Source organism: Streptomyces sp. AM25, assembly GCF_058146165.1.
In genome coordinates this window covers 1-13,796 of record NZ_JBKIWN010000060.1, presented here as the reverse complement: position 1 = coordinate 13,796, position 13,796 = coordinate 1, and the positions used below count along the sequence as shown (strand labels likewise).

Below are 13,796 nucleotides of genomic sequence, written 5' to 3'. Positions count from 1 at the left end.
CCGCCAAGGCCCGCAAGAACTACGCCGGCACCAGTCCGGTCGGTCACCCGGGCCTCCGGCAAGAGCCACACCGTCCAGGCCCGCTACGTCCGCAACAACCGGCTCGCCGACGCCCTCCAGCGCCAGGCGTTCTCCGCCCTGCGCGCCTCACCCGGCGCCCGCCGCTACTACGACAAGCAACGAGCCCGGGAATCCGGCTACAACTCCGCCCTCCGCCAGGTCGGCAACCGGCTCGTCGGCATCCTCCACGGATGCCTCAAGACCCGCACCCACTACGACGAAGCGACCGCCTGGTCGCACCACGCACAACCCCATGCCGCTTGACCTCAAACGTCATGGGGTGTCTGACCAGCACTGTCACGTCATTTTCGTGTCAGACCCGAAGGTCACGATTGCTGCCCAGGTCGTTAGCGAAGGCGGGTGAGTCTAGTGCTGAGTGCGGGCTTAGTGAGATCTTTCTGCAGGGCGACGGGGACGGTGGTGGCGTGGGGGCTGGTGCCGATGGCCAGTTCGCCGATCTCTGTGCCTGCCCGGGCAGAGTGCGGGATGCTGCTTTTCCTGCCCGGGGTGAGAGTGAGCCTGGTGGTCAGGCCGGGCCAGCCGACGGCCTTGAGGTCGCGGGTGGCAATGACTGGGGTCCGCCCGCCCAGGCCGTCGTCGGCGTAGCCGACCACGTCACCCTTGCTGATGATCTTTGCTGAGGTCAGGGCACTCTGGATGTCCTCGATCATCTCGTAGCTGACGCGTTTGACGAGCTTGAGGCTCATCCCGGCGTTGGCATCGGGGCCGCCCATGTAGTGCTGGTCCATCGTGACACCGAGGATCATGCGCTGTGTGCCGTCGACGGTCCGGCGGGCGGCCCACATCAGTGTGCCACCGGCCGGGCTGCTGGAGCCTGTCTTAATGCCGAGGCCGCCTGGTTTAAGCAGCAGGTCGTCGTTGTTGTTGTTGAGGTGGCGGCCGCCTGCATCGGCGCTGGGCTTGCGCACGATCTCACGGAAGACATCGTCCTTCATTACTTCCTCGGCGAGCCTGAGCTGATCGGCTGCAGTGCTCTTGGTAGCCGCGTCCAGACCGCTGGGGTCGGTGTAGACCGTGCGGGACATACCCAGTTCCCTGGCAGCGTCGTTCATCTTCGCCACGAAAGCTTCCCCGGACTGGGCGTCCCAGCGGGCGAGGAGGCGGGCAACGTTGTTCCCAGACGGGATGAGCATCATCTGGAGCAGGTCGTACTCCGGGATCTTCTCGCCTTCTTTCAGGGCTACCAGCGACTCGTCCTTGGCATGGGAGTCCTGCTCTGCCTGGGCATCGACCCTGACGTCCGGGCCTTTCTCGCCTCTCTTGAGCGGGCGGTCCTTCAGGACCACATAGGCGGTCATGACCTTTGCGACGCTCGCGGTCGGGACGGGCTTCTGCTCACCGTAGGTGCCTAGGCTGCCGACGCCGACGACCTTGGCCGCGGCCTGGCCCTGGCTGGGCCACGGCATGGCGAATGCCCTGCCCGCAAAGGTGTGTGCGGCCTTCCCCGGGGCCGCCGCGAGCTTCGGGCCGGGCAACGGGCGCAACACCTGCACAGCACAGAAGACAACCCCCAGCAACACGGCCAACGGTGTATAGATCCTGACGCGGCGCAGGATGCTGCGCGCCAGCGTCGGCTGCCTGTTCGTCAGCCCTGCAAGCAACGCCAGAGGCACCACAGGTCCCGGCGGCACCCCAGTATCCCCAACCGTTTGCAGATCCTTGGGCTCTTCGGCCTCTGCGCTCCCTCTGGGCCCCACCGCTTTACCCGCCGTATCCGGCTGCCCGGCGCCAGCCTTACGAGGCTCCTCTTCCGACGTGTCCGGATGCGGGGTGACTGTGACGGGTATGGACGGCTCCTTGTCTGCGGGCTTCGCAGGCTCACCGTCCAGCGGCTTCAGCGGCACGAACGGGCTGGGCCGCCCAGAAGCGAGCCTCTCACGCGTCTTCATCAGCGCGGCAGACCGGTCATCACACGAATCCCCGTCGTCTTCCCGGGCAGCCTTGCCGACCTGTCCGCCGGCAGTACTGGCAGAGGCCCTGTGCGCCCTGCCTGTCTGCAACGATGCGGCGGAACTTACATGAGCCGGGAAGCCGGTGCTGCCATCCGGGGGCTCATCCTCCGCGAGATCAGCCTCAGCATCGGCCAGCCACACCGATACCAAGGCTTTCAGACGCGCTCGTGCAGCCCCGGTCGTCCTGCCCGTGCCCGGTCCAGGGCCTGCGCCGTCTGTGGTGCCGTTTCTGGCATCCCCGCCAGGCGGCAGTTGCAGATTCCCCGATGCCCGGAAAGCCTCCGGCTGAGGAACTTGCCCGCTGACAGCCGCCTCCCCCGACGGCTTCCGCTCCCGCTTGCCGGGAGACTCGCCCGCCACAACATACCTCCTTGAATTCCCATGCAGTACGCCGCTATGGGACGCCCAGCGTCCTATAGCCGAACCCTCACAACGCGGGCCAGCGCCCACTGCCGCCGACGCGCCACCAGGCTGTCGGCAGGCTTGAGGTGATCTCACCGACGTACTAGACGGCACGGCTTACCTCCCGGTTCCAGCTAAAAAACCTTTTCTCAATTATTTCGGCATCAAACTCCCCCTTATGGAGATTCAGGTAGGTATGCACTTCTACGGAGCCCGTCAGGTCTCGGCGACGGCCGACCCGACTGTTTGGCGGCGTGTCAGCACTGACCCGTTTGCGGATCTTCATTCGATTCTTGGAGGTCGCGCAGACAGGCGGGAATATGGGCGGCGGTCGGGGCGGTTGTTCCGGCAGCGAGTGGCCCAGAAGCGCCGGATCAGGCTGCGGACGGTGATGAGGGCGGTGGCGTTCTGCCGGATGGTGTAACAGCGATCAAGCGGAGAGACGCAGGCCACGCCCCTGACGGGCCACACCCGCATCCCCCGATGCTGACGAGCCGTCAGTGCGGAAGCCGGCTGGCGCCGACACGTGGGCGTCAGCCCCGGACGGCGCCGGGACGCATCACCCCGAATACGACACACTGACGCCCCGTCAGGCCCTCCCGAGTACAAGACGCCCTGACCTGCGCCCTGAGCAGGCACTATGCCATCGTCGCCGTTACACCACCCGGCGGGACGCCATCATGAGGGCATCGGAGGCTGAAGAAGCGTTGACGACCGCGCACCGTTCGTAACAACAGGCCAAAGAAAGCCAGCACTTCGGCCTCACCGTCCGCTTCGGCCCTATCAAAATCAAAGCCCACATGACCTCAGCTGCCAGCGATCAGCAAAGGGCTATGTCCGGACCAGGCCCGTCCCGTGAGCGAGTCCAGGCACGCGTGCTGGTCCGGGATGTCGCATGAGGGGTTCGGAGTGACGGAGACTGACCGGGCATCACGGCCCTTCCCGTGGTGTGTCCACTGAGCTCTTTCATCCTGTTCCGGGAGAGTGAAGACGCTGCTGTCCGCCTGGCCAGCGCCGGCATAACACCACGGGTCAGCAGCCTGACGACCCGTCAGGACCTAGCTCGCTGACCTGCAGATTCGGAGGTTGAAAGACGCTCAATGACAGCAACTCATTATCGGCCCGTTCCCGGATCCAGCCCTCGTCGGCCGCCCTGGCGATACCGTGGTAGAAGGCATCCGCCATCTTGCGGTAGCCGCTGTCGTTGGGGTGCAGTTCATCGCGGAGATCACCAGTCGTGACTTGGCTCATATCGACATGTTCGACGTGGAATCCCTTGTTCTGGCGTTCCGCGACCAGCTGCTCCACAGCAGTGTTGAACTTCCCGATCCTCTCCTGGGTTCCGGGATCTGCAGAGGGCACCAGGGAGGAAACCAGCACGGCTGCACCGGGGGCAGTCGTTGTAATCTCGTTGACCAGCTTACCGAGCCGTTCGGGTGCCTGGTCCGCCCGGTAGTCGTCGTGCATGTCGTTGGTCCCGATGTGAAGCAGCACCACGTTGGGCTTCACCGCCGCGAGCCATTTGCCGGTACGGCCAGTCAGGCCTCCGATCTTCCAGCCGTAATGTCCTTCGTGCTCACGAACCGGCGTCTGCCCACTCCTCTGCGAGCCGACGAAACGTACGTCCTTGCTGTGCGAGATCAGCTGGTCCCGTAGTTCAGCACGGTATCCGGATCCGGTTGAGCTGCCCGTGCCAAAGGTGATTGAGTCTCCCAAGGGCATCACCACCAGCCGCGGGACCCTCCACTGGCTCCCTGCGGAGCGCTGCCCGTCAGCGATCACGGTACCGACGGACGGCGCGCCGATGACGACGGCCATCAGAAGGACTGCCGTCAGAAGTGCGGTCCGTGGACTTCGTACCCGGACTGCCGGAAGGCGGGTGAAGCGCGAACGGCACCAGGCCGCGAGGCGTTTGCGCGACTGTGCCGACGCGCTATTCAAACGAGACCGGTTCAAGATGATTGCTCTCCATCGGATATACCCGCTGGAAGCGGGATGACCCTCCAGGGGGTTATTCCGTCATTGTCGGACGTGCGAGGCGTATTGTTCGCCGGTGTACAGGAGGGCGGCATCGGCGGGTGCAGCGTCACGCTCCGGCGCTCATGCATCCCGGTGCCTGGCTGCATTCCTGCGCGCCGCCCGGCATGACGCGACGTCTCCGCTTGGGACGTTTCACCTGAGAGCAGGGACCATTCCCGGCAACCGTCGTGCTGGCCCCTCCGGCTCGCGAAGATCCTTCTGACCCGCGTTTACGCAGGCTGACTGATATGGCGCGTCCTGGCTCACCGAGGCGTTCCCGCCGCTTAGCCAGTCGATGACCCGCCGAGCTCCATGCCCTGCTCGACGCCGTCAGCAACGGCGTCCGTCTGGGAAGGGTCTGTCGGAAAGGATCCGATCCACGGGCACTTCGTCGGTGACCCGTTTCACTCAGCGGGAGCCCGGGGGGATTGCCCCCGGGCTGCCCGACCGTTCCGTCGCGCTCCCCCGTTCGTGGTGCGGTGGCCGGGTCAGCTGATGCCGCAGTTCTTCAGGGTTTCCTGGGCCTTGGGGTCGGGGTCGTGGCCGAAGTATTTCTGCATTCCTTCGGGGGTGAAGCGTGTGGGGTTGTCGTTCGTCGGTTCGTGGAGGTCGGAGAGGCCGGCCTTCTTCAGGCATTCGTATTGCTTCTTGGCTGTGGCCAGCTGTGAGGCCTTGTCGGTGTCGTCGTCCGCTTCGGGGAAGGGGTGCGCCTTCCTGCACACCTCCTCTACCTGGGTCCACCACTTCTTGGCGAGTGGGCTGCCCTCGACCGTTCCATCCTTGAATGTGACGGTTCCCATGTCTTCCTTGGGTTCGATCTCGCCTGCGTTCTTCCCGTCGGTGACCTTGTGTGTCTCGATGCCGATCTTCTGTGCCGTGCGCGTTTTGCAGGTATCCATTTCTGCATGCCAGGTGTCCTGGGCCTTCTTCAGCTCTGGGCTGCCCGCTTTGTACTTCTTGGCCGGGGTGCTGTCCTTCTTGCCCGTGTCACCGGCCTTGTCCAGGGAGGCAACCTGGTCGGAAGTCGTCGTGTCGCTGCTGTCTGTTCCGCTGCAGCCGGTGAGTGCGGTGGCAAGGGCGGCGGTGGTGATCAGCGCGGCTGTGGTCAGCCGGCCTTGCGGGCGGGAGATGGTACGGGTCATGACGGGCTCCGTTCGATGGCGTGGGGAAGACGGGGGACGGTGGTGCGGGGAGAGGCGTGTCGAGGCTGAGACGTTCACGCGTTGGCCAGTGCTTCGGTGGGAGTGAGGCGGGAGGCGCGTACGGCCGGGTAAAGGCCGGCGGCGGCGCCGGTCACGACCGCGGCGCCCAGGCCGCCGAAGATCGCTGGCAGTGGCAATACGGCCGGCCAGGACTGGGATGCTGCCCAGCCTGTGACGCCTGCAGTACCGATGAGGACCCCTGCGCTGCCGCCGAGCAGGCACAGCATCACGGACTCGGTGAGGAACTGGATGCGGATCTGTGCGCGTCCGGCGCCCAGGGCGCGGCGCAGGCCGATCTCGGTGCGGCGTTCGAGAACCGAGATGATCATAGTGTTGGCGACCCCTACCCCTCCGACCAGCAGGGCGATGGCGGCGAGTCCGAGGAAGAGTGAGGAGAATGTTGTCTCGGTCATCTGTTTGGCGGCCAGGGCGTCGGAGGGCCGGGAGATGGCGACCGAGTCGGGCTGCTGAGGGTTGACTGTGGCCCGTGCCACCGCGCGGACGTCGTCGAGTGCGGACTCTTTGGCGCGCAGGTACACCGTGTCGGGATGGCCGCTGAAGCCGAGCTGGTCCCTGGCCGCCTGCCAGCCGACGATGGCCGACGAGTCCATTTCTGGCAGCAGCGGCATCGAGCGCAGGATTCCGGTGACGGTGAACCACTTGTCTCCGATGAGGAGTTGGGGCCCGATGCCGTCGCGCTGTGCGAGGCTGGTGATGCCGAGGTTGTGGGCGGCGGTGGGGCCGAGCACCACGGACGGCAGCTTCCCGGCACCCTGTTCGGGCAGGGTCCCCGCCCATGCCCGGGCTTCGAAGGTGTCCTTGAGGTTGCCGCGTGCGGCGATGACGGAGACGCCCGAGGTGTCGCCCGCGTCTACCCGGTCGTTGCGGCGGATGGGGACGTTCGGCATCTTGCCGACCTCGGCGGCGGAGGTGACCGGGCTTATGCGGGCCACCATGGCGTCCGCCTGCTCGGGCAGCGGTGTGCTGTTGCGGCGGTCGTGGGCTGCCGTGACCTTGAGCATGTTGGTGCCGAGCCGGTCCATCTGCTGAGCGAGGGCTGCCTTGCTGGAGGCGGGGATGCCGGCCACCACGATCATGGTGGCCACCCCGATGGAGATCCCGAGCGCGGAGAGCGCCGCCCGCGTGGGGCGGGAATGCAGGCGCAGCACACCCAGGGCGAGGATGTCGCGGATGGAGAGCCGGGCAGGCGTGTGCGTCGGCCGGCCGGCGGGGCGGGAGAGACGGCCGCGCAACGAGGTCGGCTTCATGCGGCGGTCCCGCTTGCGGTCGGGTGTGCGGTGTCATGGTGGATGCGGCCGTCGAGGATCTCCACTCGCCGGGGCAGTGCGGCGGCCAGTTCCCGGCCGTGGGTGATGATCGCGATGGTGGTGCCTTGTGCGTGTAGTTCGCGCATCAGCGCCATCACGGCGTCGCCTGTACGGCTGTCGAGCGCGCCGGTCGGCTCGTCGGCCAGCACGAGTGCGGGTTCGGTGACCAGGGCACGGGCGATGGCGACGCGTTGTTTCTGGCCGCCGGACAGCTGGTGCGGCAGATGGTGCGCCCGGTTGGCCAGGGCGACCCGTTCCAGTGCTTCGAGGGCCACGGCCCTGCGGCGCCGGGTGGGGACTGCCGCGTACATCAGGCCGGTTGCCACGTTGTCGGCGGCAGTCATGCCGTCGATGAGATGGAACTGCTGGAAGACGAAGCCCAGGGTGCGGCCGCGCAGTGCGGACAGTTCGCGGTCGGCGAGCGAGGCGGTGTCCTGGCCGTCGATGCGGACCCGGCCGTGGGTGGGGCGGTCCAGCATGCCCATGATGTGCAGCAGGGTCGATTTCCCGGAGCCGGACGGGCCGACGATGCCGAGCAGTTCGCCGCGGGCGATGGAGAGCGAGACGCCGCGCAGTGCGTGCACGCCGCCGGGGTAGCTTTTCCAGACAGTGTCGAGTTCCAGGACCGGAGCTTGTGCAGCCGGAGTGTGACTCATGCGGTGCTCACCACTTTCATGCCTTCCTTGATGCCGGGTCCGGAGACCTCTACCAGGCCCTTGGCGAACATGCCGGTGGTCACCGGCACCAGCTTCGGCTTCGTGCCGGCGGGCGCCGGTAGCTGGAGGGCGTAGCCGCCCTCGCGCAGGGCCACCAGGGCGCTGACCGGGACGGCCAGCACGCCGTCGCGGTTTTCGCTGGTGAAGTCGACGGCGACCTGGGCGCCGTCCAGGCCAACCGCTGCCGATGGGTCGTCCAGTGCGACGGTGACGCGGACCTTTGCCTCCTCGCCGCCGGAGCCGCCCCTGGCGTCTCCGCTGCCGGAGCTCTCCTGGTCCTGGCCGCCCTTCCCGGCGCCGGGGCCCCCGGTGGCGACGGTTCCGGTCCCGGCCACGCGGCCGTTGGCGCTCTTGCCGCCCGGAAGCGTGACGGTGACTTTGCTGCCCTTGCTCACCAGGCTCAGATCGCTCACCGCTACCGCCACGCTGACCACGCGATCGGTGCCAGTGACCTCCATCAGGTCTTGTGTGGCGGTGTCGCCCAGGTGCGCCTTGATGTCGCCCACGCGCACCGTGCCGGGCAGGACCACCACGTCGCCGGGGGCGACCTGGCCGGTGGGCTGCATGCCGAGGGACTTCTGCCAGCGTTTGACCGCGGCGATGGTGGCGTTGGTGAGGGTGTTGTCGGGCCGCCCGAAGTCGTGGTAGCCGAGGGCGTAGAGGTTTTCCTCCAGGATCTTCACGTCGGTACCCCTGGCGCCGGGCCCGGCTGCCCCGGTCCCGGAGTTACCGCCCGCTGTCCGATCCGGAAGCGTGGTGCCGGACGTGCCGGTGTTCGCCGAGCCGCCGGCGCTCTGCGGTACGGGTGTCTGCCCGCCGGGCGAGCCCCCGCCATGCTTGTCAGGGGCATCCGGCTGTTGCGGGGCGCCGAGCGCGCGGTACAGCGGCATGCTCCCGCGGAAGACAGTCACTGGCCGGTCGTCGACACGGGCCAGTTGGCCGCCCCGGTCCAGGGTGGCACCTGTCTTCGGCAGCCAGGTGACCGTTCCCGCTCCACGGCCCTTGACGGTCACCGGCGCGCTGAAGCCCAGAGTGCCGGGCATCGACTTGTGCCGGCTCAGGCTGGTCCGTTTGACTTCTGTGCTCTGTCCGGCTGCGGGGCCCTTGTCCTGTGGCCCGCCGGAACCCGCGCCCGCCCAGGTGAGGGCGATGCCGCCTGCGGTGGCCGCCAGCACAGCGGCCACCGCCGCAGTAGTCAGCCGGGTCCTGCGGGATACGGGGCGCCAGCCGCGCCGTCGGGTTTCCGGTGCCGCCTCGCCGGGCTCAGCCGGCCCGTTCTCTCCGCCTGCACCACGGGGAAGTGCCTCGGTCTGGTCGTCGTACGTGCTCATGGGCCCTTCCTCGTTCTCCGGCCGACGCATGCGTCGGCCGGAGTCACTGGCGTGCCGCCCGACGGATAGAAGGTATGGAGAGGAGGCCCAAGAAAGCCTTAAAGATCTTGAACCTGCTTCGGGATCCTTAAGGCTGCTTAAGGAAGGAGAATGCCTACCTGCGATGCTGGGGTACATGGACATTCTGGTCATCGAGGACGACCGACAGATCGGCAGCGCCCTGCGGCAGGGGCTGCGCAGTGAGGGCTATGCAGTCGAACACGTCACCGACGGGCTTACCGGCCTCCAAATGGCTCAGCAGTACCCGTACAAGGCGATCATCCTCGATGTGATGCTGCCCGGCGTGCACGGCTACCGGGTCTGCGCCGAACTGCGCAAGAGCGGGGTGACCACGCCCGTTCTCATGCTCACCGCCAAAGACGGTGAGCATGACGAGGCCGAGGGCCTCGATACCGGCGCGGACGACTACCTGGCCAAGCCTTTCTCCTACGTCGTGCTCCTCGCGCGACTGCGCGCCCTGATCCGGCGCGGAGGCGACGGCGGTACCGCCGGAGGAATGCTGCGGGCCGGTGATCTGTGGCTGGACCTCGGCACGCACCGCTGCGGCCGGGAGCAGCAGGAAATCGCCCTGACCGCGCGCGAGCTGATGGTGCTCGCCTGCCTCGCCCGGGGGCGCGGCCAGGTAGTCGCCAAGCAGGACATCCTCGACGAGGTCTGGGACCATGCATACCAGGGCGGCACGTCCATCATCGAGGTGTACATCAGCACTCTGCGCCGCAAGATCGACGCCCCGTTCGGCCGGCACAGCATCGAGACGGTGCACGGCGCCGGATACCGTCTGGTCGATGACCGTGCCGCGTGTGTTTAGCCGCCTGCCGGTCCAGACCCGTACCGCACTGCTGGCCGGTCTGGTGGCCCTGATACTCTGCTCGGTCGGCGCCTGGTGGCTGCGCGGCTACACCTATGCCGCCCAGTACGCAAGCACCATGGACAAGGCCCGGGTCCAGGCCCGCACCGTCGCACACGACCTGCCCCTCCGGCCCGTCAGCTCAATGACCAATCTGGACTGGCCGTACGTCGTCGTCACGCGGAAGGGCTCGATCGGCACCGGAGGCGGCGGGGCGGCGGACATTGGTCTCCCTGAACCGGAGCTGCCCCCGGCCCCCTCCGGCGCCTCCAACAACTGGCACTCCACAGTCACAGTCCACACCGGCGCGGTACAGTCCGACAGGCGATCTCCTCAGCCGTCCGAGGCCGCCCGGCTGGCCCACCGCACCTTCACCGCGGTGGGCGCCGCAGTCACCATCGGCCCCAAAGACCGGTCAGTCTTCGGCCCCGGTCCGGCAACACTCACGGTGTACGTCCTCGTCCTGCCCGACGCCGCACAGGCCGCCGCCGACCAGCTCAACGCTCCGCTACTGGCCGGAGTCCCGCTGATCGCCCTGCTGGTCTCGGCCAGCGCCTACACCTCGACCCGCCGGGCCCTGCGCCCAGTGGACGCCATCCGCCGGGAACTCGCCGAAATCAGCGAGCACCAGCTCCTCCGGCGCGTCCCCGTACCCCCCGCCAAGGACAGCATCCGCCGGCTCGCCGTCACCACCAATGAGGCCCTCGACCGCCTGGAACACTCCACCGAGCAACAGCGGCGCTTCGTCGCTGACGCCGCCCACGAACTGCGCTCACCTCTCACCGCCCTCCAGGCCCGGCTGGAAACCTCGCTCACCCGGCCCCGACACACCGACTGGCCGCAGACCACAAGCGAATCCCTGGCCGCCGCCCGCCGCTTGCACGGCCTCACCGAAGACCTGCTCTTCCTCACCCGCCCCCACACACCACAGCCGCCCTCTGCCCTCGTCGACCTTGCGGGCACCGCGCGCGAGCTGGCCGACGAACTGCGCCTGCGGCACCCATACGGCCCCTGCTTCACCCCCCGCCTGCCCGACAGCGCACCCGTCCGCGGCAACCCCCTCCAACTCCACCGCCTGCTGCGCAACCTCCTCGACAACGCCGCCCGACACGCCCGCACCACCGTGACCATCACCATCGACCAATCGGACACCACCACCCAGCTACGGGTTTCCAACGACGGCTCCCCCATCCCGCCTGAAGACCGCGAACTGATCTTCCAGCGCTTCACCCGCCTCGACGAAGCCCGCGACCGCGACGCCGGCGGCTCAGGCCTGGGCCTGGCCATCGCCCGCGACATCGCCACCCGCCACCACGGCACCCTCGAAACCCTCGCTCCCGGCCCCGAAGGCGGCGCCACCTTCCTCCTACGCCTACCAACTCCCTTCTGACCATCCCCGCCAGTCGCCACACCACATCCTCGCGGGCATGTCCGGATGCACCACGACACGCCCGAGGTGAGATTTCCCTGTCTCCAGGGTGTGGGCCGTGCGGCCGGGCATCACGCCGATCCGCTCATGGGTCCCGGCGTCGATCACCCGGTGGCATAGCGGTGCCGCCGGCGCAGAGCGAAATCATCAACGCCAATCACACGGGGCACCCGCCCGACGGGCAACGGGATCCATAGCAGCGTGCGCAGAGCCGTGTGACGCGACAGGCTCACGCCAGTATCTCCAACAACCGTGCCCCGGCCCGGCCCGCTAACTCCTTGACCACGGCCTTGATTTGCATGGTCAGACGGGTCGTACGCCGCTGGTGCCGGGTCCAGGACTCTGGGAACCTGCTCGCCGAAGGTGTGGCAGCAGCAGCGCGTGGGACACACCAGACACCGCACCCGCACACGGACCACCACCCGTCGATCGTCGACCGACACATCGGCCACCATCCGCCAGTGATAGCCGTGCACGTGGCCCGACGAGACCCCGCGCACTCGGGCAGGCCACAGTTCCTGCGGCGTCCGCGCTCGCACCACGATCCACTCACCTTCGTCAGCCACATCCTCGATGACCAGCGAGGACAGGCCCGAGAACACCGTCCGCACGAGCTCGTTGACATCCTTCACACGAACACCAACGACCTCACAACTCTCCGTCACCACCCAATGTGCGACAGGGCCGTTGATTGGACAGACTCTGCGCCTCGTACTGAGGTATGGCCTTCTGTATGGGGCTACGGTATGACGCTTCGAGACAGCGTGCTGTTTTACGCTGATCAGGCAATGCAGACTTTTCCTCAGCTCCCCGAGCCCGGCAGTACGGGCCCTCGTATCACCCCCGAATCCGCCACCCCGCCGAGATCCGATGGGGTTGTCCTGCCGCGTCGGCGCCGGGAGCGCGCGGCACAGTGGGCCAGGCGCCGGCTGCGTGACCTGGTGGACGCGCTCACGGTGTCCTCAGCAACATGGCAGGCTGTGCTCCCGGACACAGTACGAGCGTCACGACGCATACTGCCCTACATCCTTACGAGCGGATTTGCTGCGGTATTACTCCCCATCTCCGCTCGTGTCCTCACCACCCAGTACGGGCTCGGCAGCGGGATCGCTGTCGCTGTGGCACTGTCACAAATCGCTCCGCTGCTGCTCGCCCTCTCGCGCCCGTTGCACGCCTGGTGGATCGTCTTCCCCGCCAACATCCTGGGGGCACTGGTTCTTCTCTTGGTGCCCGGCGGGCCGCTGGACACCTGGCCATGGCCATCGACAACCGTCGTGGCCTACCTTGCCCTGTGCATTCCGCTCGGGCTGCGCTGCGAGCGGAGCACCCTGGTGGCTGTCTGGCTGGCCACGACGGTCACCGGACTCGCGATGGGACAACTGGCTCCTGCCCGTAGCGCGGGCTCCAACGTGGTGCTGACCGTCCTCAGCGGAGCACTGTTGCTCATGGGCACGCTGGTGCGCGAGCGCGGTGAGGCCCGGCGGAAGCTGACCGAGCAGGAGACCGTCAGCGAGACCGAACGGGCCCGCCGAATGCTGTTGGAGGAACGGGCCCGAATCGCACGTGAGTTACACGACATCGTGGCGCACCACATGTCGGTGATCGCGGTCCAGGCGGCCAGCGCGTCCTGCCGCGTCCCAGAGATTTCCAAGCCGGTCCAGGAGGAGTTCGACACGATCGCCGCAGCCTCCCGGGAATCACTCGCCGAGATGCGCCGCTTGCTGGGCGCACTGCGCAGCGAAGAGAGCGAGCAGGCCCAGGGCCGGCAGAAAGTGCCGCAGCCTGGCCTTGCCCAGGTGCCGAAGCTGGCCGAATCGGCAGTACGGGCGGGCGTGCCGGTTGAGCTGTCCATCGCAGCCGACACGGGCCGGCTGTCGCAGACCCTGGAGCTGACCGCGTACCGCATCATCCAGGAGGCGCTGGCGAACGTCGTACGGCATGCGCCCAGCGCCGCCACACACGTGGCCATCGATCACGAGCACACGCACCTGAACATCCTGGTCCTCAACGGCCCGCCACCCGATCCCGCCGCCCAGCGGAAGGCGATCCCGCTGGAAACCGCCGGCACCGGCCATGGCCTGGTCGGTATGCACGAACGCATACGCCTCGTCGACGGCACCCTCGACACCTGTCCTCTGCCCGACGGCGGCTTCCGTGTCGCCGCCCGGATCCCTCTCCCTGGCCAGAGCACCACTCCACCCGCTGCCGTGTCCCCGGCCACGCAAACCCGACAGCATTGAGAGACCATTCGAATGCTGTGTGTCCGCTCTGGGTTGAATGCTGTGGTTTGTAGTAGTTCATGTGCCTGGGTGCCTCGGGTGTGGCGGTGGGGTAGTCCCGGTGTGTGAGTGGACAGCGGCGGCCGTACCGGACCGATGTCAGGGGCGGGCAGTGGGAGTTGGTCGGGCCGGTGCTCACCGAGTGGCGAG

At 67.5% G+C, this 13,796-nt stretch carries 9 protein-coding genes and 2 pseudogenes; 4 read left to right on the top strand and 7 right to left on the bottom strand.

Translation table 11 applies throughout. The annotated features are described in order from the left end of the window. Positions 1 to 324 (top strand): annotated as a pseudogene (locus ACLHRZ_RS35305) (IS110 family transposase); the annotation flags it as partial. Positions 325 to 407: 83 nt separating this feature from the next. Here the strand turns inward: ACLHRZ_RS35305 and ACLHRZ_RS35300 are convergent. From ACLHRZ_RS35300 to ACLHRZ_RS35275, 6 genes are all read right to left on the bottom strand, one after another. Beyond that, positions 408 to 2,393 carry a D-alanyl-D-alanine carboxypeptidase family protein gene (locus ACLHRZ_RS35300; RefSeq protein WP_490422711.1) on the bottom strand — a complete coding sequence of 662 codons (1,986 nt, stop codon included), beginning with the start codon at positions 2,391 to 2,393 and terminating at the stop codon, positions 408 to 410. A gap of 1,074 nt (positions 2,394 to 3,467) precedes the next feature. After that, positions 3,468 to 4,253 (bottom strand): SGNH/GDSL hydrolase family protein, encoded by a 786-nt coding sequence (locus ACLHRZ_RS35295; RefSeq protein WP_490422710.1) that lies wholly within the window; start codon positions 4,251 to 4,253, stop codon positions 3,468 to 3,470. 689 nt (positions 4,254 to 4,942) lie between these two features. After that, the gene (locus ACLHRZ_RS35290) at positions 4,943 to 5,596 is read right to left on the bottom strand and encodes a hypothetical protein (protein WP_490422709.1); all 654 of its coding nucleotides are present in this window, start codon (positions 5,594 to 5,596) and stop codon (positions 4,943 to 4,945) included. Positions 5,597 to 5,670: 74 nt separating this feature from the next. Next, positions 5,671 to 6,924 (bottom strand): ABC transporter permease, encoded by a 1,254-nt coding sequence (locus tag ACLHRZ_RS35285; RefSeq protein WP_490422708.1) that lies wholly within the window; start codon positions 6,922 to 6,924, stop codon positions 5,671 to 5,673. Beyond that, positions 6,921 to 7,640: an ABC transporter ATP-binding protein gene (locus ACLHRZ_RS35280; protein WP_490422707.1), complete on the bottom strand. Its 720-nt coding sequence runs from the start codon at positions 7,638 to 7,640 to the stop codon at positions 6,921 to 6,923. The genes ACLHRZ_RS35285 and ACLHRZ_RS35280 overlap by 4 nt, the downstream gene beginning before the upstream one ends. Continuing rightward, positions 7,637 to 9,031, bottom strand: coding sequence for a peptidoglycan-binding protein (locus ACLHRZ_RS35275; RefSeq protein ID WP_490422706.1), 1,395 nt, complete (start codon positions 9,029 to 9,031; stop codon positions 7,637 to 7,639). The genes ACLHRZ_RS35280 and ACLHRZ_RS35275 overlap by 4 nt, the downstream gene beginning before the upstream one ends. A gap of 175 nt (positions 9,032 to 9,206) precedes the next feature. On the opposite strand from ACLHRZ_RS35275, the gene ACLHRZ_RS35270 reads away from it, so the two are divergent. Further along, a complete protein-coding gene (locus ACLHRZ_RS35270) occupies positions 9,207 to 9,899 on the top strand; it encodes a response regulator transcription factor (protein WP_490422705.1) in 693 nt (230 codons plus the stop codon). Further along, positions 9,877 to 11,328, top strand: coding sequence for a sensor histidine kinase (locus ACLHRZ_RS35265; RefSeq protein WP_490422704.1), 1,452 nt, complete (start codon positions 9,877 to 9,879; stop codon positions 11,326 to 11,328). Before ACLHRZ_RS35270 ends, ACLHRZ_RS35265 begins: the two co-directional genes overlap by 23 nt. Before the next feature lie 81 nt (positions 11,329 to 11,409). On the opposite strand, the pseudogene ACLHRZ_RS35260 reads toward ACLHRZ_RS35265, so the two are convergent. After that, positions 11,410 to 11,999: pseudogene (locus tag ACLHRZ_RS35260) on the bottom strand (ISL3 family transposase); the annotation flags it as partial. Between the two features lie 309 nt (positions 12,000 to 12,308). On the opposite strand from ACLHRZ_RS35260, the gene ACLHRZ_RS35255 reads away from it, so the two are divergent. Continuing rightward, on the top strand, positions 12,309 to 13,607 hold the full coding sequence (locus ACLHRZ_RS35255; RefSeq protein WP_490422703.1) for a sensor histidine kinase: 1,299 nt from the start codon (positions 12,309 to 12,311) through the stop codon (positions 13,605 to 13,607). Positions 13,608 to 13,796 lie beyond the last annotated feature (189 nt).

What these genes read in the sequence shown, in the direction of transcription:
- ACLHRZ_RS35295 (WP_490422710.1), bottom strand. Translation starts at nt 4,253, where the DNA reads ATGGCCGTCGTCATCGGCGCGCCGTCCGTCGGTACCGTGATCGCTGAC.
- ACLHRZ_RS35290 (WP_490422709.1), bottom strand. Translation starts at nt 5,596, where the DNA reads ATGACCCGTACCATCTCCCGCCCGCAAGGCCGGCTGACCACAGCCGCG.
- ACLHRZ_RS35285 (WP_490422708.1), bottom strand. Translation starts at nt 6,924, where the DNA reads ATGAAGCCGACCTCGTTGCGCGGCCGTCTCTCCCGCCCCGCCGGCCGG.
- ACLHRZ_RS35280 (WP_490422707.1), bottom strand. Translation starts at nt 7,640, where the DNA reads ATGAGTCACACTCCGGCTGCACAAGCTCCGGTCCTGGAACTCGACACT.
- ACLHRZ_RS35275 (WP_490422706.1), bottom strand. Translation starts at nt 9,031, where the DNA reads ATGAGCACGTACGACGACCAGACCGAGGCACTTCCCCGTGGTGCAGGC.
- ACLHRZ_RS35270 (WP_490422705.1), top strand. Translation starts at nt 9,207, where the DNA reads ATGGACATTCTGGTCATCGAGGACGACCGACAGATCGGCAGCGCCCTG.
- ACLHRZ_RS35265 (WP_490422704.1), top strand. Translation starts at nt 9,877, where the DNA reads ATGACCGTGCCGCGTGTGTTTAGCCGCCTGCCGGTCCAGACCCGTACC.